Below are 25,268 nucleotides of genomic sequence, written 5' to 3' on the forward strand. Positions count from 1 at the left end.
ACCTGATCCAAAGCGCGAGGATTGGATATGGCAGATAAGAGCGGCGTGGAGCTGGAGCGGTTTCCGAGCCCCGATGACACAGGCGAGACAACCCTTTCGCGCAGCGCCTGCGACGATCAGGCGTCAACGGCATACCATTACCGGCTGATCGCCCGTGCTCTTGACCGGATGGATCAACCCAACGCCCATTCCCTTTCGCTTGACGAACTCTCAGCCGATTGCGGCCTCTCCCCTGCGCATTTTCAGCGCGTCTTTTCCGCTTGGGCAGGGATCTCGCCGAAGCGATATCAACAAGCGTTGCTCATGGCGCGCGCCCGCCCCGCCTTGGCATCGGGTGCCCCGCTTCTCACCATCGCGGACGATCTCGGCCTCTCGGGTCCCTCCCGTCTTCATGATCTCACGATCCGCTGGGAGGCCATGACACCGGGCGAATTTGCGGCGGGCGGCACCACGGAGATCCGCTATGGCGCGTTTGACACCCCGTTGGGACGCATGGTCGGCGCGGCAACCACGCGGGGCCTGTGCGGTTTGGGCTTTGTCGAAACCACCGATACCGCCGCCCGCGATGACCTCGCCCGAAGATGGCCCGCCAGCCGATTGATCGAAGACCCTACCCCAATTCAACCGTTGATCGATGCGGCGTTCGGCCAAGACGATTGCGGCGCGTCACCCGATATCCAAACGCCAGAAATTCGGCTAGCACCGATCGGCGGCCCCTTCCAAATCAAGGTTTGGGAGGCGTTACTGCAACTGCGCGACGGAGAAACAACCACCTATTCTAGCCTAGCCGCCCAAATCGACGCGCCCCAAGCGGCGCGCGCAGTCGGCAATGCAGTCGGCGCGAACCCGCTTGCGGTCCTCATCCCGTGCCACAGGGTCCTGCGCAAGTCGGGGGCTTTGGGTGGGTATCACTGGGGATTGCCGCGAAAAGAGCGCCTCTTAGCGCTCGAGTTCGCTCGCCGAGAAGTGATGCGCGGAAACTCGCCAACATCGCATCTGTGATAGTCCTCTCATGGGGAGATTTGATATAAGGGCCGCGATCCCCGAGCAGACGGGGTATGAAAAGAGGCCGAATATGACCCAAACAACTTCCCTAAGCGCCATGCGCTCCAAGATCATCTCCCGCAAAATGGGCATCGCCCTCACTGGACTGCTCGCAATGACCGCTTGCGCCGACCAAAGTGGCGAATATAGCAACGCGCAGCGTGCGGCGATCACCGGCGCCCTCATCGGTGGCGTTGCAGCAGGCACACGCAGCGGCGACGAGCGGCTCGAGAAGGCAGCGGCAGGCGCGATCGTCGGTGGCTTGATTGGCGGCGCGATCGGCAGCCAGCTCGACAAGCAAGCAGCCGAGCTTGAGCGTGACCTCGGCACCAACGGCGTCTCAATCGTCAATACAGGCAGCGAGCTCGTCGTCACCATGCCGCAAGACGTCTTGTTCGCAACCGATAGCTCAACGCTTCGCGCCGATTTGCAGCAAGATCTCTACACGCTCGCAGGGTCGCTCAACCGCTATCCGGACACCACCGTTAACGTTGTCGGCCATACTGACAATACCGGTGATGCGAACTACAACCAAAACCTCAGCCAAGCACGCGCCAACTCGGTGGCTTCGGTGCTGATCGGCGCCGGTGTCCCGCGCGCTCGGATCAACGCCTATGGGCGCGGCGAAGATGCACCGATTGCATCGAACCTCTCGGCAGAAGGACGCGCCCAAAACCGTCGCGTCGAGTTCGTGATCCGTCCGAACAGCTAATCTGTCTTTCCCCACCCGAAGAGAAGGCCGGACGAATTGTCCGGCCTTTTTCATTGCTCCTTCCGCAAAGTGGTCCTAAATTCTGACCAACGGGAGGGGCCATGCCATTTCAAAAAGTTGAATCGGAGAAGCTTTCGATGGCTGTCGTGCGCCAGATCGAAGGGCTTATTTTGCAAGGTGTCCTGCGCCCGGGCGAGCGACTGCCTGCGGAACGCGAGCTTTCGGAAAGGCTCGGTGTCTCGCGTCCAAGTCTCCGTGAAGCGATCGCGGAGCTGCAAGAAGCGGGGCTACTCGCCGCGCGTGCAGGGGCGGGCATCTATGTGGCGGATGTCTTAGGATCGGCATTCTCACCAGCCCTGATCCGTCTCTTCGCCGCGCATTCGGAGGCGGTCGCGGATTACCTCTCCTTCCGGCGAGATCTTGAGGGTCTTGCCGCTGAGCGCGCGGCGTCTTTGGCGTCCGAGACTGACCTCGCCGTGATCCAGGCGATTTTGGATAAGATGGAACTCGCACATTCGAAGCGAAACCCCTCGGAAGAAGCCACGCTCGATGCCGAATTTCACATGGCGATTATTGAGGCCAGTCACAACGTTATTATGTTGCATATGATGCGGGCGATGTTTGATCTGCTGCGCGAAGGGGTGTTCTACAACCGCGCGATCATGTTCCGCTCGCGCTCGACGCGCGATATTTTATTGGAACAGCACCGTGCGATTAACGCGGGCCTGCAAGCGCGTGATCCAAAGGCTGCCCGGCTCGCCGTGGAGGCGCATCTCAATTTTGTCGATCAAGCGCAAGCCGAACAAAGCAAATCCGAGCGGCACGAAGCCGTTGCGCGGTTGCGGTTACGGCAAGAAACTGAGCGCGGGTAGGTAAAGGCCCCTCCCCCAGATATAGATAAACCCGCGCCGAAGCGCGGGTTTATTCCGAGACACTACGATCAACGTTTAGTGGAAACGTGTTTCCACATCAGCAATCGCAGCGTCAATCAAAGCTGACTTGTCGGAAGCGCTCGTTTGCTTCGCCAAGATTTCGCTCGCGGCGGCGATTGCCACCGAAACAGCCGAATTCCGAACTTCGCGCAGCGCGCCTGCTTCTGCAGAGGCAATTTGCTCCTCAGCAGATTTCAGACGCCGTGCGATCGATGCTTGGAGGTCAAGCTTAGCTTGCTCCGCAGCTGCTTGCGCGTCGCGCTTCGCAGAGACAACGATCTCATCGGCCAAAGCCTGCACTTCGCGCTGTTTGCGCTCGTACTGGGCGAGGATCGTTTGAGCTTCTTCGCGCAAAGCTTTCGCCTCGTTCAGATCCGCTTGGATCCCCGCAGCGCGTTTATCCAAAAGCCCGCCGATAAGAGCAGGAACTTTGTAATAAACGAGAACGCCAACGAAGATCAGGAAGGCGATCAGCACCACGAAGTCGGTGTTGCGAAGCGAGAAGAACGGGCCCGATGCAGCAAGAGCAGGCGAGGCGCCCGCAACGGTGAGGAGAGCGATCAGTTTTTTCATCATCTCACCCTTTCAACCGTGCCGAAACAGCCGCCGCGAGGGTTGCTGCATCTGCTTTGCCGCCCAAAACCGCGACCAGCTCCGCTGCCGTGTCCTTGGCGACGACTTCCACCGCCTCCGCAGCACCAGCGCGGATCTCGTCAATCCGGCTTTCCGATTCCGCAGTGCGGGCTGCAATTTCTGCATCCGCTTTAGCAATGGCAAGGTCCAGATCCTTTTGGATCTCGGCCTTGGCCTTACCTACGATCTCTTGAGCTTGCGAACGCGCATCGGTAAGTGCCTTTTCATAGGCAACTTCAGCGGCTTTCGCTTTTGCTTTCAACTCGTCAGCGGCGTTAAGATCGCCAACGATGGTGCTTTGACGATCCGCCAAGACCGCACCAATGCGCGGCAGAGCGATGCGCGAAAGCACCCAGTAGATGACGACGAGGCTGACGAGAAGCCAGAAAATCTGGTTTCCGAAAGTCGTGACATCAAGTTGCGGCATGCCGGCGGATTGTGCTGCGTGGTCTGCAGCGGGTGCTGCTCCGTGCGCCGCGTTAGCCGCCAATGTGGCCGCGTCATGCGTTTCGTTTGCCATGTCGTCCCCCTGGACCCTTACAGTTGACCGGATGGGCACGCGGCACGTGCCCATCCGACATTAAGGATGCAAAGTAAGGATCAGACTGCGAACAAGAGAAGCAGAGCGACGAGGAACGAGAAGATCCCCAGTGCTTCTGCGAATGCCATGCCGATGAACAGCGTAGCGGTCTGGCCAGCTGCTGCCGACGGGTTACGCAATGCGCCGTTCAGGAAGTTCCCTGCAACGTTGCTCACGCCGATTGCTGCACCAGCCATGCCGAAGCAAGCGAGGCCTGCGCCGAGGTATTGACCGAATTCTGCGATGCCTTCCATGGGGTAGTCTCCTTGAGGATTAGAAAGGTTGGAATTGAAAACCTGCTTCGATTAGTGCGCTGGGTGCAGCGCGTCTTTGAGGTAGAGGCAGGTCAGGATCGTGAACACGTAGGCCTGGATGAGAGCCACAAGGATCTCGAGACCATACATTGCGGTGATTGCAAGGATCGACAGCGGCGTCACCAGCACACCGATCCACGACATGAGGACCAGCGGCGCGAAGGCTGCGAACACTTTGATAACGGCGTGGCCAGCCAAGACGTTACCTGCAAGACGAATGGAATGGCTGACAGGACGTACGAAGTAAGAGATCACTTCGATCACTGCCAGAACAGGGCGCAGCGCGAGCGGCGCGGACGAAGGCCAGAACAGGCCGAGGAAGCCGAAGCCGTGCTTTACGAAGCCGACAACGGTCACCGTTACGAAGACCAACAACGCGAGCACTGCGGTGACCGCAATGTGCGACGTAGTCGAGAAGGACATAGGGATCAGGCCGAGGAAGTTCGACACTGCGATGAAGATAAAGAGCGTGAAGATGTAAGGGAAGAACTTCAACGCATCTTTGCCGGCCACATCTTCGACCATTTTATGGACGAACCCATAGGTCAGCTCTGCAATGGACTGAATGCGGCTTGGGATCGTCGCGCGCCCGCGGGTGCCGGTAACGAAGAACAACACAACGGTCAGAAGCGCAAGCGCCATCCACAGTGTTGCGTTTGTCGGGGTATACCAAGCGATCGGGCCATCGCCAAACAACGGATGGATCTGAAACTGATCCATCGGGTGGAATACCAATCCAGTGTGTTGTTCGTCCGCCACGTTTATTTCCCCTTTGCATCAGCGGCCGCGGCCGCTTCAGATTCTTTACCCATGTCTTGTGCCGTGCGGATCATCACCTTGATCCCCGCCACAAAGCCAAGAAGCGTGAATATCAGCATGAACCACGGCAGGGTACCAAACAGCACATCCAACCCGTATCCGATGCCGAAACCGATCCCCAGCCCCGAAACCATCTCGACCACCATCCGCCACGCCATATCACCGCGCGATAGATCCTGATCGACGCGGGGCTTGGGAGCATGGGCACGCTTGACCTCATCCAACCGTTCCTCAAGCGCCTTCAGACGCTCCGGATCAGGCTGTTCAGAGGGGCTGTTGCTCATGATCTTTCCCCGCTCAAAACTTAACGGGTTGATAGACGTCACGGGGTTGTGAGTCAACGCCGGAAGTGGCGGATCGAGATCAGCGCAACTAACTGATTATACGATATAATTTATAATTTCGAAAATCGGGGCCCTCGGCGATGAGTGCCAGAAGATGCTGAAAAACCCTTTATGTAATATTCAACCAATCGGTTGACGTTTAACAAATCAGCCCCCATCACTAGCGCATGCAGAACCCTTCGCTCGACAGTATCTTCGCCGCTCTTTCCGACCCGACCCGTCGGGCGATCCTGACGATGCTGCTGGAAGATGACATGGCGGTCACGGATGTGGCCGAACCGTTTGAGATGTCTCTCGCTGCGATTTCCAAGCATCTGACGATCCTTGCCGATGCGAACCTGATTACCCAAGAGAAACGCGGTCGCGTAAAATGGTGCAAGCTCGACCCGAATGCGATGCGCCCTGCGACAACATGGATACAGAGTTTCGGACAGTTCGAACCCGTCGACCTCGACGCGTTCGAGCGGTTTCTAGCCTCCGAACTCAAGCAGGAAGACTAGCCCCCTGCCCTGTCATCAGACTCCGTGCGACCGGTCATACCCGTTGCGACGTGGAGCCTCCCAGCCTTGCGGCACGGATGCGGGCTTGAACACTTCGACTAGCAGCGGATAGCACATCGCCGCATCTGAACTGTGCTCCGCGGAACAGTCTCCGCCCGGGCAGGCCGACAACGCGCCAAAGAGATCGATCTGCGCGAAGAATTCGAGATAGTCCCCCACGCGAACAGGGCTGGCTTTCATAAAATACTGCCCAGTGTCGCGCGTGAAGCCGGTGCACATGAAAACGTTGAGCACATCATGGACATAGGCTTCCGCTTCCCACAGGCCCATGCCCCTTGCCTCCGCCAGCGCGCGAGTCAGATTGGAGTGGCAGCACTGATGGTATTGCCCGCCTTTAAGCAAGCTGTGCGTATAGGGATCGCAACGCGTTCCGATAACATCGTGCACCGCCCCGCCAAAGGAATCGAACCCGTACCAGTCAAGGGTGTCATCGGTGATCACCGCCATCGAGCGCAGTGTCGGGAAATTCGTCCAAAGCTGATCGCCCGTGCTCACATGCGTTCCGTGCAGGGCCCGGGTCTTACCCGAGTAGAACCGCTCGGTCAGGTCTTGCGACCAAAGGTTGAGATCCCCGACCTGAGGGCCCTCAACCGATGTAATCCGGAAAAAGCATCCCGCTGGCACGGAGAAACACGCCGCGTCGCGCGGGGGGACCAACACCTCATCAACCTTTTCCCAACCCGCCCGCGCGGACCGTAATTGGTCGAGATTGGGCACAGGTAGCGTCTCATTAGGATAGCAAATCACCGGCGTGACCGCTTGGCGCGTTGCAGCATCGGACGGGGCGGGATGATGGGAGAAGATCTTCATACCCGCAGCATCGCAAGTTGAGAGAAAAAGAAAAGCCCCAGCTTTCACGCTAGGGCTTTTCCGTCAGTTTTTTGCCGATGCAGATGCAATCAGGAGTCGTAGTAAGCAAACATTTGCTCGAGTGGGTTCAAATCCTGCGCAGCGGCATCGCGCGTGGAGGCCGCTTCCGGCTGCGGTTGATAATAAGCGCCTAGTAGCGCCTCAACAGCCTCGGCAGATTTGATTGCCGATGCCGCTTTGAGTTTTTGATCATGCGCGGTCATGGTGACCTCCGTTGAGATATGTGGTGTGTATCTGCCGCGCTTGATAATCGCTAACGCCGCAATGCAGCAGGGTGTAATGCTGCAAGTGCGGTATGCACATGCCGCAAGTCACACGTCCCAACGTGCAAACAAAAAGGGCCCCGCATTTCAGCGGGGCCCTCTCGAAACACAATGATCAGGCGGCTGACTTAGACGACGCGCTCAACCATCATCCCTTTGATCGACGCAATTGCCTTGGCAGGGTTCAAGCCTTTCGGGCAAGTCTTCGCGCAGTTCATGATCGTGTGGCAACGGTAGAGTTTGAACGGGTCTTCCAACTCGTCGAGACGCTCCGGCGTTGCCTCGTCGCGGCTGTCGATGATCCAGCGATAGGCATGGAGCAGCGCTGCTGGCCCGAGGTAGCGATCGGAGTTCCACCAATAGCTCGGGCAGGATGTCGAGCAGCAAGCGCACATCACGCATTCATAGAGACCGTCAAGCTTCTTGCGATCATCAATGGACTGGCGCCATTCTTTCGCGGGCTTGTTGGTTTTTGTCTCCAACCACGGCATGATCGACGCGTGTTGCGCGTAGAAATGCGTGAGGTCGGGAATCAAATCCTTAACCACTTCCATATGCGGCAGCGGATAGATTTTGACATCCCCCTTCACCTCATCAAGGCCGTAGATGCACGCCAGGGTGTTGATGCCGTCGATGTTCATCGCACAGGATCCGCAGATGCCCTCGCGGCACGAACGACGGAACGTCAGGGTCGGATCAATCTCGTTTTTGATCTTGATAAGAGCGTCCAGAATCATCGGGCCGCACTTATCCATATCGAGGAAGTAGCTATCCACGCGCGGGTTTTCACCCGTCTCTGGATCCCAGCGATAGATCTGAAACTTCCGGACATTCGTTGCGCCGGCAGGCTTTGGCCACGTCTTGCCGACGCGGATCTTCGAATTCTTCGGGAGTGTAAATTCAACCATAATTTATCCCTTCCAATCAGTTCGGGAAGTGAGCGGCCGCGTCGGAAGCTGGCCGGATTTGTTGGAGACGCAACGGGCATAGACCTGCGAAGGGTCACGCCCCGTAAGATAATCACCGCTGAGTTCGAGCTTGATCGTGGAGCGCGCACCACCCGAGCCGATCCCGACGCCAACTTCCCCTCGGGGAGCGGCGGCGAGTTCGGCATCGCGGAGGCAGATTTCCTCGGCTTGCTCGACCGGCACCGGGCCGCAAGCGGCGAGAAACCCCGCCACCGCAACCCCGTATGCCGCAGCAAATCGCATCAGAAAGTCCGTGCTTTCGGTGCGATCTTCGCCAATTCGATGCCGCCTTCGGCCTCGGTGGTCAGCGGATCTTTGATGACAGGGCGATAGGACAACTCAACCTTGTCGCCCTCGACGCGCATAACTGAGTGCACGCGCCAGTTCTCGTCGTCACGCGTTGCAAAGTCCTCATGCGCATGGGCGCCGCGGCTTTCTTTACGTGCCTCCGCCCCAACAATCGTTGCCAAAGCGTTCGGCATCAAGTTGGTGAGTTCGAGCGTCTCCATCAGATCGGAGTTCCAGACCAGCGAGCGATCCGTCACATGCAAATCATTCAGCTTCGCCGCAATCGCCGTCATCTTCGTCACACCCTCTTCGAGCGTTTTCGAGGTACGGAACACGGCAGCATCAGCCTGCATCGTCTTTTGCATTTCCAGACGCAGCTCTGCGGTCGGCGTGCCGCCTTTCGCATGGCGCAGCGTGTCGAAGCGGTCAAACGCTTTGTCGATCGCGGCTTTGTTCGGCTGGGCAACGCTTGCTTCGCGGTCGACAACTTTGCCGGCGCGAATTGCGGCGGCGCGGCCAAACACCACGAGGTCGATCAGCGAGTTCGACCCGAGACGGTTCGCGCCGTGCACGGAGGCGCAGCCCGCTTCGCCGACAGCCATCAGGCCCGGAACGATGCCGGTCGGGTTGTCTTTGGTCGGGTTCAGGACTTCGCCCCAATAGTTCGTGGGGATGCCGCCCATATTATAGTGAACCGTCGGCAGAACCGGAATCGGCTCCTTCGTCAAATCCACACCGGCGAAGATTTTCGCGGATTCGGAAATGCCGGGGAGACGTTCTGCGAGAGCTTCCGCGGGGATGTGCGACAGGTTGAGGTGGATGTGATCCTTGCCCTCGCCCACGCCGCGGCCTTCGCGGATTTCCATCGTCATGCAGCGGGAAACATAGTCACGCGGCGCGAGGTCTTTATAATGCGGCGCATAGCGTTCCATGAAACGCTCGCCCTCGGCGTTGGTCAGATACCCGCCTTCGCCGCGTGCGCCCTCGGTGATCAAGCAGCCCGAACCGTAGATGCCGGTCGGGTGGAATTGTACGAATTCCATATCTTGCAGCGCGAGACCCGCGCGCGCCACCATCCCGCCGCCGTCGCCAGTGCAGGTATGGGCGGAGGTTGCCGAGAAATAGGCGCGGCCGTAGCCGCCGGTGGCCAGCACAACCATCTTCGCGTTGAAGATATGCATCGTGCCGTCATCGAGCTTCCAGCACACAACGCCTTGGCAGACGCCATCGTCCGACATGATCAGATCGATTGCGAAATACTCGATGTAGAATTCGGCGTTATGCTTCAGGGATTGCCCGTAAAGCGTGTGCAAAATCGCGTGGCCGGTGCGGTCTGCAGCAGCGCAGGTGCGCTGGACCGGGGGGCCGTCACCGAATTCGGTGGTATGGCCGCCGAACGGGCGCTGGTAAATCTTGCCTTCTTCGGTGCGCGAGAACGGAACGCCGTAATGTTCCAGCTCGTAAACCGCCTTCGGGGCTTCGCGCGCGAGATATTCCATCGCGTCGGTATCGCCGAGCCAGTCCGACCCTTTTACGGTGTCGAACATATGCCACTGCCAGCTATCGGGACCCATGTTGCCAAGGGATGCCGCGATGCCGCCCTGCGCCGCAACAGTATGCGAGCGGGTCGGGAATACTTTTGTCACACAAGCGGTGCGCAAGCCCTGCTCGGCCATGCCAAGCGTTGCGCGCAAGCCAGCGCCGCCCGCGCCGATGACGACCACATCGTAGTCATGTGTCTCGTATTGATATTCTGCCATTGCTCAGTCCTCAGAGCGCGATCTTGGCGAGCGCAAACAGGCCCACCGCTGTGATCGCGTAGGAAAGGGAAATCGCGGTCATCACCGCGGCTTTACGCGCCCAACCGCGCAAGTAATCCTCAATCATCATCGTTGCGCCGGCCGCAAAATGGCGCATCGAGACGAAGATCACGATCGCTGTCAGGATTGCGACGAAGGGATGCGAGAAGGTGGCGATCACCTCAGCGTGGCCTTTACCTAGGGCGCGGCCGAAGATGATCAAGAAGGTCGGGACCAGGAAGGCCAGCGCGACGGAGCTCACCTGCATGTGCCAGTGATGCTCAGTGCCGGAGCCGGAAGCCCCTTTGCCAACGGCGCGTTTACGGTCGGTCAAATAACGCATTGCGGCCTCCTCAAACCAGAATGATTGTAATGATGGTGAGGATCACCGAACCGCCGATGACGGCCTTCCCCAACAGCTCTGCCGTCTCGATTTCGAGGCCTTTTCCGGCGTCGAAATACAGATGCCGCAGGCCGGCGAGGTAATGATACCAGATCGCCCAAAGCGAGAGGGTGAAGACGAGATCGCCGAACCACGACGTAACGACCGCGTTCGCTGTCTCGAAAGATGCCCCACCCGTCGAGGCAGCAAGCAGCCACCAGACGATCAGCAACGACGCCACGATCAGCGCATTGCCAGTGATCCGTGTCAGAATCGACGTGATCGACGTCAGCTGCGGACGGTACACTTGCAAATGGGGGGAAAGGGGCCGGTTGACCCGGGTCGGCTCTGCCATGATCTCATCCCTTGTCTCATGCAGGCCGCGCAACTGGAAATCTGGCGGGCCTGGCTGGATTTCTGCTCTATCAAATACCCTAATTTTCTCACAAGTCACCTACTCGGGCGGCGAAAAGTGCGTTTTCAAGGCGCGAAATGCGTAAAATTCATCTTTGTGATCACAAATTTTCGTGGCGTGATCACATCCTGACGGCCGCACGCGCCCGCTTGACAACTTCAGGGGCGCTGAGTCTCGCGATGCTTGCATGCCTCAGCGCGCCCGCCGTCATAACGGCATCAATGCCCAGTAATCGAGATCCAAGAGGACTTCAGGTCGGTACTTTCCATCCTCACCTTTTAGCGCAAAGAGGTCCGCCCCCTGCTTCACCGCGACGAGCCGCAAGCGGATCGCGCCCACGCCCGGCGCGCCCGTTGGTGCTTTGTCCAACACCTCCGACCAAGCCGTGATTGTATCCCCCGCAAAGCAGGGGTTCGCATGGGCACCGCCATTGAGGGCGACGATCATTTGCGCATTGGACAAACCATTGAACGACAGAGCCCGCGCCAACGAGATAACATGCCCACCGTAAATCAATCGTTTCCCGTCCTCGCGGAAAGTCGCATCAAAATGCACCTTGGCAGTGTTTTGCCACAACCGCGTTGCGATCATATGCTCGGCTTCCTCAATGGTGACGCCATCGACATGATCTATTTTCTCGCCGATGTCGTAATCTGCCATCCGGTGCGGCTCACCCGACAGATCAAAATCATAGGCGCTGAAATCCAGCCCCGCAGGACACACGAGATCTTCGACCGCGACCGCCTCAGACAATTGCGGCACGACAGGTTCCGGCGCGGGCGCGTCAAGATTTCCTTTGCGCACCATCACCCAGCGCACATAGTCCAATACGATCTCGTCGCGCTGGTTCATCCCGCGTGTGCGCACGTAAACGACGCCGGATTTTCCGTTGGAATTTTGCTTCACACCGATCACTTCGCTTTCGGCGCGTAGCGTATCACCCGCATAGACCGGCAAAAGCCAACGTCCCTGTGCGTAGCCCAGATTGGCCACGGCATTGATAGAAACGTCCGGCACGGTCTTGCCGAAGACAAGATGGAAGGCTGCCAAATCATCAATCGGGCTCGCTTTCAGGCCGCAGCCTTGCGCGAAGGTATCCGAAGAATACAGTGCCCCGCGCGCAGGGTAGAGCGCATGATAAAGCGCGCGCTCGCCGCCGCTAACGGTGCGGGGCACGGCGTGGCGGATCACTTGCCCAACGTGGTAATCTTCAAAAAAACGTCCCGAATTCGTTTTGGCAGCCTTCATCCTATTGCTCTCCGAGTTTCAGATCAGGGTGATATTCACCCTCGGTTTCCTTCACGACCGCCTGCGCACAGCGCATCACCCCCTTGGTCGCGTCAAACCCGTAGGCGGGCGAGCCATGGAGCTCCCACCCCTTGGCAAGCGCGCCCGAAACGCGGTGGCAAAACTGCGACGTGTCGTCGTCGGTAATCAAACGATAGAGTTTCATCCGTATGTCCCCACAAATGGATTATGACCCAGCCAGATATGAACGCTCGCGAACAGGCCAAACAAAACAAGCGTGCCGACGACATTCATCGCATCGCCCTTGATCCCGCGGCCGTTGGTGGGGCGAACCCAAGCTGTTTGGTTGATCAAGCGCATCTCGTTGAGCGCCCAAAGCCCCAAGGACCCGAACAGCAAGATCGACGCCAGATCGCCATTCACGAGCAAATGCGCGACCGCCCAGATGACCATGCCCCAAAGCATCGGATGGCGCATCTTCGGATAAAGGATCCCTTTCGTGCCCCCCACGCCGAATAGATAAACCGAAACCAGCATCATCAGGTTATTGAGATGTCCGATCCCCGGAACCGGCGTGTAAATTGGCGTGACCGGCGCCATCCGATAGCCGATAACCATCAAAACGACGCCGAAAATCACAAGCCCTGCGACCATTGATCGGCCTTGCTTGCCCATATTCATGCGCGCGGCGGGCGCAACGCGTTTGAACGAATGCGGCAGCACCCATAGTAAGATACCGAGAATAAGGAGTGTCATATGCCTTGCCTGCCTTTCAGATCAGCTGAGCGCGGCAATCGCCTCGGCTTTGGCCAGAGTTTGCCGCGCGGTCACGATATGCAGATTCTCGACAATTCTGCCATCCACAACCGCAACGCCCTGCCCCGCCGCCTCCGCCTCTTGGAAAGCCGCGATTTGCCGCTGTGCGAGATCAATCTCGGCCGACGAGGGCGCGAAGGCGGTATTTGCGGTGTCCAACTGGGCGGGATGGATCAGCGTTTTTCCATCAAACCCCATGTCGCGGCCCTGCTCACACTCAGCTAACAGCCCCGCTTCATCCTTAAACGCATTGTACACGCCGTCGAGAATAACCAACCCGTGCGCCTTTGCAGCGAGCAAGCAAAGGCCCAGCCCTGCCTGCATCGGCAGACGGTCGGCGCGGACTCGCGTGCCCAATTCTTTCGCCAAATCATTGGTGCCCATCACCATACCCGTCAGGCGGGGATGCGCCGCGATCGCGGGCGCGTTTATCATGCCAAATGCGGTCTCCATCATCGCCCATAGTGGCACATCGGGGATCAACTGAGCCACCGCATCGAGATCGGCGGGCGACGAAACTTTCGGGATCAGCACGGCATCAATCTGCGCGCCAGCCGTGATCGCCGCGGCGAAGGCAGCCAAATCGTCGGAACCCCAAGCACTGTCTAACCCATTCACCCGCACGATCTTTGCCCGCGCGCCATACGCCGCGCCGTTCTCCGTCAATGTCTTGCAGAGCAAATCGCGCGCGGCGATCTTTTCATCCGGCGCGACAGCATCTTCCAGATCAAACAAGATCGCATCACAAGGTAAGCTTCGCGCTTTTTCCAAAGCGCGCTCTTTCGAGCCCGGAATATAAAGCGCTGATCGGTAGGGACGGACAGTCATATCGCGGATCTCCTCGCAAGATTATTTCGTCACAAAGCACTATTGCGGCACATTTGGCAAGGTTCAATTTGCCGCATCGCAGCAATCAACGCGCCCGGAGCCCCTACGCGCCCTTCATTAACGCGATCTTTGCGACTGTTCGGCAGGGTTAACGCAATCAGATCAACGGCGGTTTCGAGAGGAGATCCCACATGAAATCCACCATCTTTGCCCTGTCCTTCGGATTCGTCGCGCTCATTCTTGCCGTTCAAAATGCGCATGCGGCGCAAGCAACCTGCGCGCCTCGCGCGGAAGTGCTGCGCCAACTCTCCGAACGATATGCCGAAACCCGTCAATCCATCGGCCTCGCGACAAACAACCCCGTCATAGAGACTTACGCCTCCCCTCAAGGAAGCTGGACCATCATCGTCACAATCGCCTCAGGAGAAAGCTGCCTCGTCGCAACGGGAGAGCATTTCGAATCGACGGCGCAGACCGATGCCGCAAAGGGCGAGCCTGCGTGAGAATTTCAGCCGAAAACGGATTTCCACAGCAAGTGCAGCGAGATCAGTAAAAGCGCCCACGTCACGATTTTATAAAACAGGTCTTGCGGCACGATTTTGACCAGCTTGACCCCAATGAACACAGCGATGGACGCTGGGATCGCCAGAACAAGCGCCGTCTCCAGCGAACTCAAGTTGATCTGCCCCAAAGCAATATAGGGGATTAGTTTGATCGCGTTCACCCAAGCAAAAGTGATCGTCGCAGTCCCCGCAAACACCGATTTTTCGAGCCGCAGAGGAATGGCGTAGGCCTGAAATGGCGGGCCGCCGGAGTGGCTGACGAAGCTGGTGAAGCCGGAAATGGTGCCCCAAAACATGCCCGCGCCGATCTTAGCCCGATGCGCTTGCCCTAAACTCGGGCGCAAAAGCGCGTTCAAAGCGAAAACAAGACCAATTAAACCGACCAGCCCCGTGACAGCATCCTCAGGCACGATTGACGCTGTCGCCCAACCAATCGTGACCCCGATCGCGGTGGCGGGAATCATGATTTTCAAAACCCGCGCATCAAAATTGCGGCGGTAGGCGTAAAGCCCGAAAAGATCGGAGATGACAAACACCGGAAGCAACAGCCCCGCCGCAGCAACCGGATTCATCGTGGCGGCGAGCAATGGCACGCCCAGCGAGCTCATCATAGGCAGACCGCCTTTCGCGAGGCCGACCGTTATCGCGGCGAAAATTGCGATCGCCCATTCCCACACTCCAAGCTCCAACATGCGCCCCACCCTTCCGGAATCACGTCAATCCATGCACCACCGGCTCCGAAAACCAAGCGTCTGACCGCAATAAAGACCGCATTATCGATCTGCGAGTTGGTGTTTGCGCAGTCGTGCACGCTCCCCCATCAAAAAGAAACCCGTCATAAACGTATGTTTGGCATGACGCCCGCTGCTGTTAGCGCAAACGCGGTGTGCAATTGCATACAATTGAGGCATCCAACCGCTGCTTTGCAGCACAACACTTGCCAGATGGCGATCAAAGGTCTAACCCATCCGCGTCAGAATACATCAATCCACCTGACCGGAGGACCTCATGGCCAGACCCAAAATCGCGCTGATCGGCGCAGGACAGATCGGCGGCACGCTCGCTCATCTCGCTGCGATTAAAGAACTCGGTGACGTTGTTCTGTTCGATATCTCGGAAGGCACCCCCCAAGGCAAGGCCCTTGATATCGCGGAATCCGGCCCGTCCGAGGGCTTCGACGCTGTGATGAAAGGCACGAACGACTATGCCGACATCGCAGGCGCAGACGTGTGCATCGTCACCGCTGGCGTACCGCGCAAGCCCGGCATGTCGCGCGATGACCTTCTCGGCATCAACCTGAAAGTCATGAAGTCGGTCGGCGAAGGCATCAAAGCCCACGCGCCAAACGCGTTCGTGATCTGCATCACAAACCCGCTTGACGCGATGGTTTGGGCGCTGCAGCAGTTCTCCGGCCTTCCAGCAGAAAAAGTTGTCGGCATGGCAGGCGTGCTCGATTCCGCTCGGTTCCGCCACTTCCTTTCGGTCGAATTTGGCGTCTCCATGCGCGACGTTACCGCCTTCGTTCTGGGCGGCCACGGCGACACGATGGTTCCATTGGCACGGTACTCGACCGTCGGCGGCATTCCGTTGCCAGACTTGGTCGAAATGGGCTGGACCACGCAAGACAAGCTCGACGCGATCATCCAGCGCACCCGCGACGGCGGCGCCGAGATCGTTGGCCTGTTGAAAACCGGCTCCGCATTCTACGCGCCGGCCACTTCGGCTATCGAGATGGCGGAAGCTTACCTCAAAGACCAAAAGCGTGTCTTGCCGTGCGCAGCATTCGTGAAGGGCGCTCTCGGCCTCGACGGCATGTATGTCGGCGTTCCGACCGTGATCGGCGCTGGCGGCATCGAGAAAGTCATCGACATCAAGCTCAGCAAAGACGAGCAAGCAATGTTCGACAAGTCGGTTGACGCTGTGAAAGGCCTCGTTGAGGCATGCAAAGGCATTGATCCTTCGCTCGCATAATCAGCGACTCTAGTATGATTTAAAGGGCGCGGCTTCGGCTGCGCCTTTTTGTTTGGAAAGTGCCTTTTACGGCGCAAGCTCCGGCGCTCTCGCGGGGTGCTGATCCGCCGCGAGATGCTTCCCGCTACGCTGCCTGCGGCCGATTGCCTCACGACTCGGCTATCCGAAGGCCGCCACCGCTATCCGAACTCTTTTTGTGATCACACTTTTCATTTGTGTGATCACAAAACACAGAATTACGCGCACAATGCACAATTTGAACCATTTACCATTTTGCCGCGTCAAAAAACTGTGGCATTCAGTCGCCCAAATTGCACCAGCATGGGAAACTGCCATGAACATTCATGAATATCAGGCCAAAGCTCTTTTGAAGAGCTACGGCTGCCCGGTCTCCGACGGCCAACCCGTTTTCAAAGCGGAAGACGCCAAAACCGCAGCAGGCCAACTCGGCGGCCCGCTTTGGGTTGTTAAAGCGCAAATTCACGCTGGCGGCCGCGGCAAAGGCAAATTCAAAGAAGCCGAAGCTGGCGAAAAGGGCGGTGTCCGCCTCGCCAAGTCGGTGGAAGAAGCCGCAGAGCTGACCAAGCAAATGCTTGGCCGCACGCTGGTCACCCACCAAACCGGCCCTGCTGGTAAGCAAGTGAACCGCATCTATATCGAAGATGGTTCGGACATTTCGCGTGAACTCTACCTCGCGCTGCTCGTCGATCGCCAGACCTCGCGCGTTTCCTTCGTCGTCTCCACCGAAGGTGGCATGGACATCGAAGAAGTTGCGGCGTCGACCCCCGAGAAAATCATCTCTTTCTCCGTTGATCCGGCCTCTGGCCTTTCCGATTTCCACGGCCGCCGCGTTGCTTTCGCGCTGGGTCTGGAAGGCGGGCAGGTTAAGCAATGCGTTGCTCTCGTGAAAAATCTTTACCGTGCTTTCATCGAGAAAGACATGGAGATGCTTGAGATCAACCCGTTGATCGTCATGACCGACGGCAACCTCAAAGTGCTCGACGCGAAAGTGTCCTTCGATGGCAATGCGATGTATCGCCATGCCGATATCGCCGCCCTGCGCGACGAGACCGAAGAAGATCCGAAAGAATTGGCCGCGTCGAAATTCGACCTGAACTACATCGCCCTCGACGGCGAAATCGGTTGCATGGTGAACGGCGCAGGTCTGGCGATGGCCACGATGGACATCATCAAACTCTACGGCGCAGAACCGGCCAACTTCCTCGACGTAGGCGGCGGCGCGACAAAAGAAAAAGTGACCGAAGCGTTCAAGATCATCACCTCGGACCCGAACGTAAAAGGGATCCTCGTGAACATCTTCGGCGGCATCATGCGCTGCGACGTGATCGCAGAGGGCGTGATTTCGGCGGTGAAAGAAGTTGGCCTGCAAGTTCCGCTGGTTGTGCGCCTTGAGGGCACGAACGTCGAACTCGGCAAAGAAATCATCCAGAACTCCGGTCTTAACGTGATCGCAGGCGACAACCTCGCTGATGCAGCGCAGAAGATCGTCAAAGCGGTGAAAGGGTAATCCAATGGCCGTTCTCGTAAACGAAAACACCAAAGTCATCTGCCAAGGCCTCACTGGCTCGCAAGGCACGTTCCATTCGGAACAAGCCATTGCCTACGGCACGAAAATGGTTGGCGGCGTGACGCCAGGCAAAGGTGGCACAACCCACCTCGACCTGCCGGTCTTCAACTCGGTTCATGAGGCGCGCGAGCGCACAGGCGCAAACGCATCGGCAATCTACGTGCCGCCGCCGTTCGCAGCGGATTCCATCTTGGAAGCCATCGACGCAGAGATGGAACTCATCGTCTGCATCACCGAAGGCATTCCGGTTCTCGACATGATGCGCGTCAAACGCGCGCTGGAGGGCTCGAAGTCGCGCTTGATCGGGCCAAACTGCCCAGGCGTTATCACGCCGGACGCTTGCAAGATCGGCATCATGCCAGGCCACATTCACCGTCGCGGCTCCGTGGGCGTTGTTTCGCGCTCGGGCACGCTGACCTACGAAGCGGTGAAGCAAACGACAGACCTCGGCCTCGGCCAATCATCGGCTGTTGGCATCGGCGGCGACCCGATCAAGGGTTCGGAGCACATCGACATCCTTGAGATGTTCTTGGCAGATCCGGAAACCACATCGATCATCATGATCGGTGAGATTGGTGGCTCGGCAGAGGAAGAAGCCGCGCAGTTCCTCGCTGACGAGAAGAAAAAAGGCCGTTGGAAGCCAACCGCTGGTTTCATCGCAGGCCGCACAGCCCCTCCGGGCCGTCGCATGGGCCACGCCGGTGCGATCGTCTCGGGCGGCAAAGGCGATGCAGAGAGCAAGATCGAAGCGATGAAAGCCGCTGGCATCGTCGTTGCGGAAAGCCCTGCGCATCTCGGCCAAGCCGTGATGGAAGCCATCAAGGCCTAAGACCAACACAGAAAATCGGGGTCGCGTTCTCGCGGCCCCCTCTTCGCCCTTCTCGTAAGCGCAAAGCAGCAAAAAGCTTTTTTGCCCTTACATGCCGGGAAAACCGCCGTAACATGGGCCAAATGGTTCGTTTAGGAGAAGTTGTTATGTCCCTTCGTAATTCGTTGCTTGCCCTCGGCCTGACATCGCTCGCCGCTTGCGGCAGCCACCACGGCATCACCAGCATTCCAGACCAAACCGGCACCGTCGTTTATGGCGGTCAAGAAATTCACGCCAACCATGGCCCCGTCACGACGCACCCGATTATCGGCCAAGGCAAAGTGCCGGCCGGTATGACACCAACGGGCGGCACCGGCTACGCCGTGGCCAACACCGCACGCTCGAACGGGTCGATTGTCAACGGGCAAGCCGCTCCGTGCGGCGCTGCAAATTCCGCCGCCTATTCTGATGGTTGCGCACATTACGCGGGTGGCCCGATTGCCGCCACGCCGTATCAGTAACCCGCAAGCGCACCCCAGTAAGGATTCAGAGGATGAGTATCTTGCTCCGCATTCTATCCGGCGTCGCGGCACTCTCCCTCGCAGGTTGTGGCGCAGCAGATGTCGGGCAGATCGCACCCGCTGGCTCCCTGGTGGAGCCCTACACGCCCGAACCCTACTCGAAGACGACCTATGCCGTAGCGGGATATCATGCAGGCGCACACAAGACCGACCCTCCGTCACTCGATGCGCAAAAACAGCAAGAAGCGATCTTGCTCATGGTTGCTGCGGAAAACCCCAGTAACAATGAGATCGAGGCGGATCTTGCGGGGAAATCTCTCCGTGAGTTGAACGATCGAGAGATCGCAGCGCTTGCGATTGCGACCACGCGCGATATCTGTGGCCTATCCGCCACGGCCCAAATCACTGCCGACACCCCCTGCCTCACCGCAGGCCGACTGTAACCGACCACCCGTCCCCCGAGGTGACACAATGAACGACCAGACCCCTAACGATGAACTCCACGCTTCGTCCTTCCTGCAAGGGCACAACGCGGAATATGTAGAACAGCTTTACGCCAATTTCGCCGCCGATCCGTCGTCGGTCGATGCGGGATGGGCCGCGTTCTTCGCAACGCTGGGCGATGCCGAAACAGATGCCAAGAAATCGGCGGCTGGCGCCTCTTGGGGCCGTGCTGATTGGCCACCGGTTGCCAATGACGATCTGACTGCTGCGCTCACCGGCGAATGGGCCGCCCCGGCCGAAGCCAAAGGCGCGGGCAAGAAAATTCGCGAGAAGGCCTCTGAAAAAGGTGTTGAGGTCTCTGATGATGCCGTCAAACGCGCCGTGCTGGACAGCATCCGCGCATTGATGATCATCCGCGCCTACCGGATTCGCGGCCACCTCGTCGCAGACCTCGATCCCCTCGGGATGCGCGATGATGCGCTCCATCCCGAGCTTGACCCGAAATCCTACGGTTTCAGCGAAAGCGACATGGATCGCCCGATCTTCATCGATAACGTGCTGGGCCTGCAAATCGCCTCCATGCGTCAAATTATCGACGTTCTGACGCGCACCTATTGCGGCACATTCGCGCTGCAATACATGCATATCTCCAACCCCGAAGAAGCTTCGTGGTTGAAAGAGCGCATTGAGGGCTACGGCAAAGAAATCAAGTTCACCCGCGAGGGCCGCCGCGCGATTCTCAACAAGCTCGTCGAGGCCGAAGGGTTCGAGAAATTCCTGCACGTCAAATATATGGGCACGAAGCGCTTCGGCCTTGATGGCGGTGAAGCTCTGATCCCCGCGATGGAAGGCATCATCAAGCGCGGCGGGCAGCTTGGCCTGAAAGAGGTCGTGTTCGGCATGCCGCACCGGGGCCGCCTGTCGGTTCTGGCCAACGTTCTGTCCAAGCCGTTCCGCGCGATCTTCCACGAGTTCCAAGGCGGCTCCTACAAACCCGATGACGTTGATGGTTCAGGCGATGTGAAATACCACCTCGGCGCATCTTCTGACCGCGAGTTTGATGGCAACAAAGTCCACCTTTCGTTGACTGCAAACCCATCCCACCTCGAGGCGGTAAACCCTGTTGTGTTGGGCAAAGTGCGCGCCAAGCAAGACCAGCTGCACGACACGGACCGCACGCAAGTGTTGCCGATTTTGCTGCACGGTGATGCAGCCTTCGCGGGCCAAGGCGTTGTTGCGGAAGGCTTTGGCCTCTCGGGCCTGAAAGGCCACCGCACCGGCGGCACAATCCATATCATCGTGAACAACCAGATCGGCTTCACCACCGCGCCGCATTTCTCGCGCTCGTCGCCTTATCCGACGGATATCGCGTTGATGGTAGAGGCCCCGATTTTCCACGTGAACGGCGACGATCCGGAGGCCGTGGTTCACGCGGCCAAAGTTGCGATCGAATTCCGCCAGAAGTTCCACAAGGACGTGGTCCTCGACATCTTCTGCTACCGTCGCTTCGGCCATAACGAGGGCGATGAGCCCATGTTCACAAACCCTGTGATGTATAAAAACATCAAGGGCCACAAAACCACGCTGCAGCTTTATACCGAACGTCTCGTCAAGGATGGTCTCATCCCCGAGGGCGAAATCGAAGATATGAAAGCAGCCTTCCAAGCTCACCTGAATGAGGAGTTTGAGGCCGGTAAGAACTTCAAGCCGAACAAGGCTGACTGGCTCGATGGCCGCTGGAAGCACCTCGATCGGGAGAAGGACGAATACGACGCTGGCACGACGGCTGTCTCGCCGGAGCTGTTTGCCGAGGTCGGCAAGGCGCTCTCGACAGCGCCTACGAACTTCGACCTGCACAAAACCGTGGCACGTCAGCTCGAGAACAAAGCCAAGATGTTCGAGACGGGCGAAGGTTTTGATTGGGCAACGGCGGAGGCTCTGGCCTTTGGATCGTTGACGGTGGAAGGCTATCCGGTGCGTCTGTCGGGGCAGGATTGCACGCGCGGCACCTTCTCGCAGCGTCACTCCGGCTTGATCGACCAATCGACTGAAGAGCGTTACTACCCGCTGAACAATATCCGCGAAGGTCAGGCGCGCTATGAGGTCATCGACTCGATGCTCTCTGAATATGCGGTGCTCGGGTTCGAATATGGCTATTCATTGGCCGAACCAAACGCCCTCACCATGTGGGAAGCTCAGTTCGGTGACTTCGCCAACGGCGCGCAGATCATGTTCGATCAGTTCATCTGTTCGGGTGAACGCAAGTGGCTGCGGATGTCGGGCCTCGTGATGCTGTTGCCGCACGGGTTTGAGGGGCAAGGCCCCGAGCACTCGTCCGCGCGCCTTGAGCGGTTCTTGCAAAACTCCGCAGAGGACAACTGGATCGTCGCGAACTGCTCGACCCCGGCGAACTATTTCCACATCTTGCGTCGCCAAATCCATCGGAACTTCCGCAAGCCACTCGTGCTGATGACACCGAAATCGCTTCTGCGTCATCCGCTCTGCGTGTCGAAGGCGGAAGAATTCACGACGGGTTCGCATTTCCACCGCGTCATGTGGGATGATGCGGAACTGGGCCATTCGGACACCAAACTGGTCGCAGATGACAAGATGAAGCGTGTCGTTATCTGCTCGGGCAAGGTCTACTTCGACCTGCTGGCCGAGCGTGACAAGCGTGGTCTGGATAATGTCTACCTGCTGCGCCTCGAACAATTCTACCCGTTCCCAGCACAATCTTTGGTCAAGGAGCTCTCGCGCTTCAAAGATGCCGAGATCGTGTGGTGTCAGGAAGAGCCGAAAAACCAAGGTGGTTGGACCTTCGTCGAGCCGAACCTAGAATGGGTTCTGGCAAAGACGGATTCCAAGCATGCGCGCCCGCGCTTCGCAGGCCGTGCGGCATCCGCCTCCCCGGCAACGGGCCTCGCCTCGCGCCACAAAGCCGAGCAAGAAGCGCTCATCAACGACGCATTGGAGGGTTGATATGACCGAAGTTCGTGTCCCGACACTAGGCGAGAGCGTTTCTGAAGCGACCGTGGCAACTTGGTTCAAAAAACCAGGAGATCGCGTGGAAGCTGACGAAATGCTATGCGAGTTGGAAACCGATAAGGTAACGGTTGAGGTGCATGCACCCGAAGCCGGCACCTTGGCAGAAATCGTCGCCGCCGAAGGGGAAACCGTCGGCGTTGACGCGCTCCTCGCCACACTCACGCAAGGCGATGCTGCGGCAACCCCCGTCGCCGACGCCAAACCTGCATCTTCCGCCGCCCCTGCTGCGGCACAATCGAATGAGGTCAAAATGACTGACGTTATGGTTCCATCGCTCGGGGAAAGCGTCTCCGAGGCAACCGTCTCGACATGGTTCAAAAAAGTTGGCGACACCGTCGCGCAAGACGAAATGCTCTGCGAGCTGGAAACGGACAAGGTGTCCGTTGAGGTTCCATCGCCCGTTGCTGGTGTTTTGACCGAGATCCTCGCGCCGGAAGGCGCAACTGTTGACGCGAAAGCCAAACTTGCGATCGTGTCTGAAGGTGAAGGCGCCGCACCAGCGCCGAAATCCGAGGCGCCCGCCGCAGCTGCCCCTGCTGCCGGAAAAGATGTTGAGGATGCGCCTGCCGCGAAAAAAGCGATGGCTGAGGCCGGTCTCTCGGCAGATCAGGTCACAGGCACGGGGCGCGATGGCCGGATCATGAAAGAAGACGTTGCAAAGGCCGCGACCGCGCCGAAATCGGCATCGGTCTCGATCGCGGCGGCCCCTGCTGCTGCGCCGCGCGGAGCCTCCAACGCCGATGACGCGTCGCGCGAAGAGCGCGTGAAGATGACCCGCCTGCGTGCGACCATCGCGAAGCGCTTGAAAGAAAGCCAGAACACCGCAGCCATGCTCACCACCTATAACGAGGTGGATATGACCGAGGTCATGGCGCTGCGCACGCAGTACAAAGACCAGTTCGAGAAAAAGCACGGTGCGCGTCTTGGCTTCATGTCGTTCTTCACCAAGGCCTGCGTCCACGCGCTTAAAGAAGTGCCGGAAGTAAACGCCGAGATCGACGGCAACGAGATCGTCTACAAGAACTACGTGCACATGGGTGTGGCCGCAGGTACACCGACGGGCCTCGTGGTTCCGGTCATCCGCAACGCCGACGCGATGTCCTTCGCGGAAATCGAGAAAGCGATTGCCGAGAAAGGCGCCCGCGCCCGTGATGGCAAGCTGTCGATGGCAGAAATGCAGGGCGGCACGTTCACCATCTCGAACGGTGGCGTATATGGCTCCTTGATGTCGTCCCCGATCTTGAACCCTCCACAATCGGGTATCCTCGGGATGCACAAAATCCAGGATCGTCCTATGGCGATCAACGGTCAGGTTGTGATCCGTCCGATGATGTATCTCGCGCTGTCCTACGATCACCGTATCGTGGATGGCAAAGGGGCCGTGACCTTCCTCGTGCGCGTCAAAGAAGCACTCGAAGATCCGCGCCGCTTGTTGATGGATCTGTAATCCGGTTAGGGCCAAGGCAATGCGGCTGTTGATCTTCACACTGTCAGCAATACTCCGTCTTCGACTGATTTTTGCGGCGATGATCAACGGTCGCGGCGTTTGGCCCGCCACCCTATCCAAAGTTGACGCAACGCAGAGCCGTGCTTTATCGCCCCGTATCGGCGCTGGAGGCGCGGCTCTCGCCGCTTCCGTGATCCGGAGTTTTGCACGATGATGACCCCTGAACTTGCCGCCCTCGCCGCAACAGCCCTCATCCATGTCGTCTTGGTGGGCTGGTCGCAGCGATCGCTTGAGGCTGACATCGGGCACGATGGCAATGTCGGCACACGCGAAAATCTGGACGCGCAGCTTTCGGAAAAGACCAAACGCCTGCGCCGCGCGCTGGCCAATCACACCGAGAACATCGGGCTGTTCGTGCTCGCTGTCGTCTTGGTGCAATTTACCGCCTCAAACAGCCTGTTCACCGCGCTCTGCGCTTGGATCTATGTGATTGCACGCGCGCTCTATGTGCCGGCCTACGCCTTCTCCTGGGTTCCGTGGCGAACACGTATCTTCGCAATCGGCTTCCTTGCCACACTGGCCATGATCATTGCGAGCCTGCTGTGATTTACGCGAACCTTCCCATGACGCCCGAGATGATCGCCCTTGCGGTGACGGGTTTGCTGCATTTCGTACAGTTCGCGATCGCCTCCTACATGGCCAATGTCGATCTGGGGACGGGATACACCACCTCGCCGCGCGATCGGATGCCCTCCCGCGAGATGCGCAAATCGACAGCACGCATGCTACGGGCCTATGATAATCATACCCAGATGTTCGCATTCTATGCGGCCGGCGTCCTGCTCATCGCACTGACCGGGCAATCGACAACGGTCACGGTTATCGCCGCGTGGGCTTATCTCATCGCGCGGATCATCTACGCCCCGGCCTATGCGCTTGGTTGGCAGCCGTGGCGGTCTTATATCTGGCTGGTCGCGCTGGCGGCCTGTGCCACGCTTTTCATTGCGGCGCTGAACTAAACCACGCCCGCGTCCCAACACCCCCTGCCAATATCCGGCAGAGACAC

The 25,268-nt window shown here is 58.5% G+C and carries 31 protein-coding genes; 14 read left to right on the top strand and 17 right to left on the bottom strand.

Annotated elements, in window-relative coordinates; genetic code table 11:
• The first annotated feature begins 168 nt into the window (after window positions 1-168).
• From SJY32_RS10580 to SJY32_RS10590, 3 genes are all read left to right on the top strand, one after another.
• Window positions 169-1,002, top strand: coding sequence for a bifunctional helix-turn-helix domain-containing protein/methylated-DNA--[protein]-cysteine S-methyltransferase (locus SJY32_RS10580; RefSeq protein ID WP_376877687.1), 834 nt, complete (start codon window positions 169-171; stop codon window positions 1,000-1,002).
• 73 nt (window positions 1,003-1,075) lie between these two features.
• Window positions 1,076-1,756 carry an OmpA family protein gene (locus SJY32_RS10585; protein ID WP_376874700.1) on the top strand — a complete coding sequence of 227 codons (681 nt, stop codon included), beginning with the start codon at window positions 1,076-1,078 and terminating at the stop codon, window positions 1,754-1,756.
• Between the two features lie 101 nt (window positions 1,757-1,857).
• A complete protein-coding gene (locus SJY32_RS10590) occupies window positions 1,858-2,628 on the top strand; it encodes a FadR/GntR family transcriptional regulator (protein WP_376874703.1) in 771 nt (256 codons plus the stop codon).
• A 75-nt stretch (window positions 2,629-2,703) separates the two neighbouring features.
• Here SJY32_RS10590 and SJY32_RS10595 read toward each other — a convergent pair whose 3' ends face one another.
• From SJY32_RS10595 to SJY32_RS10615, 5 genes are all read right to left on the bottom strand, one after another.
• Window positions 2,704-3,261: a F0F1 ATP synthase subunit B gene (locus SJY32_RS10595; RefSeq protein ID WP_376874706.1), complete on the bottom strand. Its 558-nt coding sequence runs from the start codon at window positions 3,259-3,261 to the stop codon at window positions 2,704-2,706.
• 4 nt (window positions 3,262-3,265) lie between these two features.
• Window positions 3,266-3,841: a F0F1 ATP synthase subunit B' gene (locus SJY32_RS10600; RefSeq protein WP_376874709.1), complete on the bottom strand. Its 576-nt coding sequence runs from the start codon at window positions 3,839-3,841 to the stop codon at window positions 3,266-3,268.
• A gap of 80 nt (window positions 3,842-3,921) precedes the next feature.
• Window positions 3,922-4,155 carry a F0F1 ATP synthase subunit C gene (locus SJY32_RS10605; protein WP_376874712.1) on the bottom strand — a complete coding sequence of 78 codons (234 nt, stop codon included), beginning with the start codon at window positions 4,153-4,155 and terminating at the stop codon, window positions 3,922-3,924.
• A gap of 51 nt (window positions 4,156-4,206) precedes the next feature.
• Entirely contained in the window at window positions 4,207-4,974 is a 768-nt protein-coding gene (locus SJY32_RS10610; RefSeq protein ID WP_376874715.1) for a F0F1 ATP synthase subunit A, read from the bottom strand.
• A gap of 2 nt (window positions 4,975-4,976) precedes the next feature.
• The gene (locus SJY32_RS10615; protein ID WP_376874718.1) at window positions 4,977-5,318 is read right to left on the bottom strand and encodes an AtpZ/AtpI family protein; all 342 of its coding nucleotides are present in this window, start codon (window positions 5,316-5,318) and stop codon (window positions 4,977-4,979) included.
• 227 nt (window positions 5,319-5,545) lie between these two features.
• Between SJY32_RS10615 and SJY32_RS10620 the strand changes: the two genes are divergently transcribed.
• The gene (locus SJY32_RS10620) at window positions 5,546-5,878 is read left to right on the top strand and encodes an ArsR/SmtB family transcription factor (RefSeq protein ID WP_376874721.1); all 333 of its coding nucleotides are present in this window, start codon (window positions 5,546-5,548) and stop codon (window positions 5,876-5,878) included.
• Window positions 5,879-5,893: 15 nt separating this feature from the next.
• Here SJY32_RS10620 and SJY32_RS10625 read toward each other — a convergent pair whose 3' ends face one another.
• The 11 genes from SJY32_RS10625 to SJY32_RS10675 form a co-directional block, all read right to left on the bottom strand.
• Complete coding sequence (locus SJY32_RS10625; RefSeq protein ID WP_376874724.1) at window positions 5,894-6,748, bottom strand: urea carboxylase-associated family protein; 855 nt, start codon at window positions 6,746-6,748, stop codon at window positions 5,894-5,896.
• An 89-nt stretch (window positions 6,749-6,837) separates the two neighbouring features.
• Entirely contained in the window at window positions 6,838-7,011 is a 174-nt protein-coding gene (locus SJY32_RS10630; RefSeq protein ID WP_376874727.1) for a hypothetical protein, read from the bottom strand.
• Between the two features lie 188 nt (window positions 7,012-7,199).
• A complete protein-coding gene (locus SJY32_RS10635; RefSeq protein WP_376874730.1) occupies window positions 7,200-7,979 on the bottom strand; it encodes a succinate dehydrogenase iron-sulfur subunit in 780 nt (259 codons plus the stop codon).
• Window positions 7,980-7,982: 3 nt separating this feature from the next.
• Window positions 7,983-8,282, bottom strand: a complete 300-nt coding sequence (locus SJY32_RS10640; RefSeq protein ID WP_376874733.1) for a hypothetical protein — start codon at window positions 8,280-8,282, stop codon at window positions 7,983-7,985.
• Window positions 8,282-10,087: a succinate dehydrogenase flavoprotein subunit gene (gene sdhA / locus SJY32_RS10645; protein WP_376874736.1), complete on the bottom strand. Its 1,806-nt coding sequence runs from the start codon at window positions 10,085-10,087 to the stop codon at window positions 8,282-8,284. The genes SJY32_RS10640 and sdhA overlap by 1 nt, the downstream gene beginning before the upstream one ends.
• Window positions 10,088-10,097: 10 nt before the next feature.
• Window positions 10,098-10,469, bottom strand: a complete 372-nt coding sequence (sdhD, locus tag SJY32_RS10650) for a succinate dehydrogenase, hydrophobic membrane anchor protein (RefSeq protein WP_376874739.1) — start codon at window positions 10,467-10,469, stop codon at window positions 10,098-10,100.
• Between the two features lie 10 nt (window positions 10,470-10,479).
• A complete protein-coding gene (gene sdhC, locus SJY32_RS10655; RefSeq protein WP_376874742.1) occupies window positions 10,480-10,863 on the bottom strand; it encodes a succinate dehydrogenase, cytochrome b556 subunit in 384 nt (127 codons plus the stop codon).
• A 267-nt stretch (window positions 10,864-11,130) separates the two neighbouring features.
• The gene (locus SJY32_RS10660) at window positions 11,131-12,171 is read right to left on the bottom strand and encodes a MaoC family dehydratase (RefSeq protein ID WP_376874745.1); all 1,041 of its coding nucleotides are present in this window, start codon (window positions 12,169-12,171) and stop codon (window positions 11,131-11,133) included.
• A 1-nt stretch (window position 12,172) separates the two neighbouring features.
• Window positions 12,173-12,376, bottom strand: coding sequence for a DUF1737 domain-containing protein (locus SJY32_RS10665; protein ID WP_376874748.1), 204 nt, complete (start codon window positions 12,374-12,376; stop codon window positions 12,173-12,175).
• Window positions 12,373-12,927: an NnrU family protein gene (locus tag SJY32_RS10670; RefSeq protein WP_376874751.1), complete on the bottom strand. Its 555-nt coding sequence runs from the start codon at window positions 12,925-12,927 to the stop codon at window positions 12,373-12,375. Before SJY32_RS10670 ends, SJY32_RS10665 begins: the two co-directional genes overlap by 4 nt.
• Window positions 12,928-12,948: 21 nt before the next feature.
• Entirely contained in the window at window positions 12,949-13,815 is an 867-nt protein-coding gene (locus SJY32_RS10675) for an HpcH/HpaI aldolase/citrate lyase family protein (RefSeq protein WP_376874754.1), read from the bottom strand.
• A gap of 191 nt (window positions 13,816-14,006) precedes the next feature.
• On the opposite strand from SJY32_RS10675, the gene SJY32_RS10680 reads away from it, so the two are divergent.
• Window positions 14,007-14,318 (top strand): hypothetical protein, encoded by a 312-nt coding sequence (locus SJY32_RS10680; protein WP_376874757.1) that lies wholly within the window; start codon window positions 14,007-14,009, stop codon window positions 14,316-14,318.
• A gap of 5 nt (window positions 14,319-14,323) precedes the next feature.
• Here the strand turns inward: SJY32_RS10680 and SJY32_RS10685 are convergent, their stop codons facing one another.
• Window positions 14,324-15,070, bottom strand: a complete 747-nt coding sequence (locus SJY32_RS10685; protein WP_376874760.1) for a sulfite exporter TauE/SafE family protein — start codon at window positions 15,068-15,070, stop codon at window positions 14,324-14,326.
• Between the two features lie 316 nt (window positions 15,071-15,386).
• On the opposite strand from SJY32_RS10685, the gene mdh reads away from it, so the two are divergent.
• From mdh to SJY32_RS10730, 9 genes are all read left to right on the top strand, one after another.
• Window positions 15,387-16,349, top strand: coding sequence for a malate dehydrogenase (mdh, locus tag SJY32_RS10690; protein ID WP_376874763.1), 963 nt, complete (start codon window positions 15,387-15,389; stop codon window positions 16,347-16,349).
• A 334-nt stretch (window positions 16,350-16,683) separates the two neighbouring features.
• Window positions 16,684-17,877: an ADP-forming succinate--CoA ligase subunit beta gene (gene sucC, locus SJY32_RS10695; protein WP_376874766.1), complete on the top strand. Its 1,194-nt coding sequence runs from the start codon at window positions 16,684-16,686 to the stop codon at window positions 17,875-17,877.
• A 4-nt stretch (window positions 17,878-17,881) separates the two neighbouring features.
• Window positions 17,882-18,766 carry a succinate--CoA ligase subunit alpha gene (gene sucD / locus SJY32_RS10700; protein WP_376874769.1) on the top strand — a complete coding sequence of 295 codons (885 nt, stop codon included), beginning with the start codon at window positions 17,882-17,884 and terminating at the stop codon, window positions 18,764-18,766.
• A 146-nt stretch (window positions 18,767-18,912) separates the two neighbouring features.
• Complete coding sequence (locus tag SJY32_RS10705; protein WP_376874772.1) at window positions 18,913-19,266, top strand: hypothetical protein; 354 nt, start codon at window positions 18,913-18,915, stop codon at window positions 19,264-19,266.
• 32 nt (window positions 19,267-19,298) lie between these two features.
• Window positions 19,299-19,709: a hypothetical protein gene (locus SJY32_RS10710; protein ID WP_376874775.1), complete on the top strand. Its 411-nt coding sequence runs from the start codon at window positions 19,299-19,301 to the stop codon at window positions 19,707-19,709.
• A 28-nt stretch (window positions 19,710-19,737) separates the two neighbouring features.
• Window positions 19,738-22,689: a 2-oxoglutarate dehydrogenase E1 component gene (locus tag SJY32_RS10715; protein WP_376874778.1), complete on the top strand. Its 2,952-nt coding sequence runs from the start codon at window positions 19,738-19,740 to the stop codon at window positions 22,687-22,689.
• 1 nt (window position 22,690) lies between these two features.
• Entirely contained in the window at window positions 22,691-24,202 is a 1,512-nt protein-coding gene (gene odhB, locus SJY32_RS10720) for a 2-oxoglutarate dehydrogenase complex dihydrolipoyllysine-residue succinyltransferase (RefSeq protein WP_376874781.1), read from the top strand.
• A gap of 210 nt (window positions 24,203-24,412) precedes the next feature.
• Window positions 24,413-24,808, top strand: coding sequence for an MAPEG family protein (locus tag SJY32_RS10725; RefSeq protein WP_376874784.1), 396 nt, complete (start codon window positions 24,413-24,415; stop codon window positions 24,806-24,808).
• Window positions 24,805-25,221, top strand: a complete 417-nt coding sequence (locus SJY32_RS10730) for an MAPEG family protein (RefSeq protein ID WP_376874787.1) — start codon at window positions 24,805-24,807, stop codon at window positions 25,219-25,221. Before SJY32_RS10725 ends, SJY32_RS10730 begins: the two co-directional genes overlap by 4 nt.
• Window positions 25,222-25,268: the final 47 nt, after the last annotated feature.

Source organism: Albirhodobacter sp. R86504, assembly GCF_042466415.1.
Taxonomy (GTDB): Bacteria; Pseudomonadota; Alphaproteobacteria; order Rhodobacterales; family Rhodobacteraceae; genus Albirhodobacter.

Bases quoted from the DNA above. Each gene is read 5' to 3' on its own strand.
- SJY32_RS10580 (WP_376877687.1), top strand. From the start codon at position 169: ATGGATCAACCCAACGCCCATTCCCTTTCGCTTGACGAACTCTCAGCC.
- SJY32_RS10585 (WP_376874700.1), top strand. From the start codon at position 1,076: ATGACCCAAACAACTTCCCTAAGCGCCATGCGCTCCAAGATCATCTCC.
- SJY32_RS10590 (WP_376874703.1), top strand. From the start codon at position 1,858: ATGCCATTTCAAAAAGTTGAATCGGAGAAGCTTTCGATGGCTGTCGTG.
- SJY32_RS10595 (WP_376874706.1), bottom strand. From the start codon at position 3,261: ATGAAAAAACTGATCGCTCTCCTCACCGTTGCGGGCGCCTCGCCTGCT.
- SJY32_RS10600 (WP_376874709.1), bottom strand. From the start codon at position 3,841: ATGGCAAACGAAACGCATGACGCGGCCACATTGGCGGCTAACGCGGCG.
- SJY32_RS10605 (WP_376874712.1), bottom strand. From the start codon at position 4,155: ATGGAAGGCATCGCAGAATTCGGTCAATACCTCGGCGCAGGCCTCGCT.
- SJY32_RS10615 (WP_376874718.1), bottom strand. From the start codon at position 5,318: ATGAGCAACAGCCCCTCTGAACAGCCTGATCCGGAGCGTCTGAAGGCG.
- SJY32_RS10620 (WP_376874721.1), top strand. From the start codon at position 5,546: ATGCAGAACCCTTCGCTCGACAGTATCTTCGCCGCTCTTTCCGACCCG.
- SJY32_RS10625 (WP_376874724.1), bottom strand. From the start codon at position 6,748: ATGAAGATCTTCTCCCATCATCCCGCCCCGTCCGATGCTGCAACGCGC.
- SJY32_RS10630 (WP_376874727.1), bottom strand. From the start codon at position 7,011: ATGACCGCGCATGATCAAAAACTCAAAGCGGCATCGGCAATCAAATCT.
- SJY32_RS10635 (WP_376874730.1), bottom strand. From the start codon at position 7,979: ATGGTTGAATTTACACTCCCGAAGAATTCGAAGATCCGCGTCGGCAAG.
- SJY32_RS10640 (WP_376874733.1), bottom strand. From the start codon at position 8,282: ATGCGATTTGCTGCGGCATACGGGGTTGCGGTGGCGGGGTTTCTCGCC.
- sdhA (WP_376874736.1), bottom strand. From the start codon at position 10,087: ATGGCAGAATATCAATACGAGACACATGACTACGATGTGGTCGTCATC.
- sdhD (WP_376874739.1), bottom strand. From the start codon at position 10,469: ATGCGTTATTTGACCGACCGTAAACGCGCCGTTGGCAAAGGGGCTTCC.
- sdhC (WP_376874742.1), bottom strand. From the start codon at position 10,863: ATGGCAGAGCCGACCCGGGTCAACCGGCCCCTTTCCCCCCATTTGCAA.
- SJY32_RS10660 (WP_376874745.1), bottom strand. From the start codon at position 12,171: ATGAAGGCTGCCAAAACGAATTCGGGACGTTTTTTTGAAGATTACCAC.
- SJY32_RS10665 (WP_376874748.1), bottom strand. From the start codon at position 12,376: ATGAAACTCTATCGTTTGATTACCGACGACGACACGTCGCAGTTTTGC.
- SJY32_RS10670 (WP_376874751.1), bottom strand. From the start codon at position 12,927: ATGACACTCCTTATTCTCGGTATCTTACTATGGGTGCTGCCGCATTCG.
- SJY32_RS10675 (WP_376874754.1), bottom strand. From the start codon at position 13,815: ATGACTGTCCGTCCCTACCGATCAGCGCTTTATATTCCGGGCTCGAAA.
- SJY32_RS10680 (WP_376874757.1), top strand. From the start codon at position 14,007: ATGAAATCCACCATCTTTGCCCTGTCCTTCGGATTCGTCGCGCTCATT.
- SJY32_RS10685 (WP_376874760.1), bottom strand. From the start codon at position 15,070: ATGTTGGAGCTTGGAGTGTGGGAATGGGCGATCGCAATTTTCGCCGCG.
- mdh (WP_376874763.1), top strand. From the start codon at position 15,387: ATGGCCAGACCCAAAATCGCGCTGATCGGCGCAGGACAGATCGGCGGC.
- sucC (WP_376874766.1), top strand. From the start codon at position 16,684: ATGAACATTCATGAATATCAGGCCAAAGCTCTTTTGAAGAGCTACGGC.
- sucD (WP_376874769.1), top strand. From the start codon at position 17,882: ATGGCCGTTCTCGTAAACGAAAACACCAAAGTCATCTGCCAAGGCCTC.
- SJY32_RS10705 (WP_376874772.1), top strand. From the start codon at position 18,913: ATGTCCCTTCGTAATTCGTTGCTTGCCCTCGGCCTGACATCGCTCGCC.
- SJY32_RS10710 (WP_376874775.1), top strand. From the start codon at position 19,299: ATGAGTATCTTGCTCCGCATTCTATCCGGCGTCGCGGCACTCTCCCTC.
- SJY32_RS10715 (WP_376874778.1), top strand. From the start codon at position 19,738: ATGAACGACCAGACCCCTAACGATGAACTCCACGCTTCGTCCTTCCTG.
- odhB (WP_376874781.1), top strand. From the start codon at position 22,691: ATGACCGAAGTTCGTGTCCCGACACTAGGCGAGAGCGTTTCTGAAGCG.
- SJY32_RS10725 (WP_376874784.1), top strand. From the start codon at position 24,413: ATGATGACCCCTGAACTTGCCGCCCTCGCCGCAACAGCCCTCATCCAT.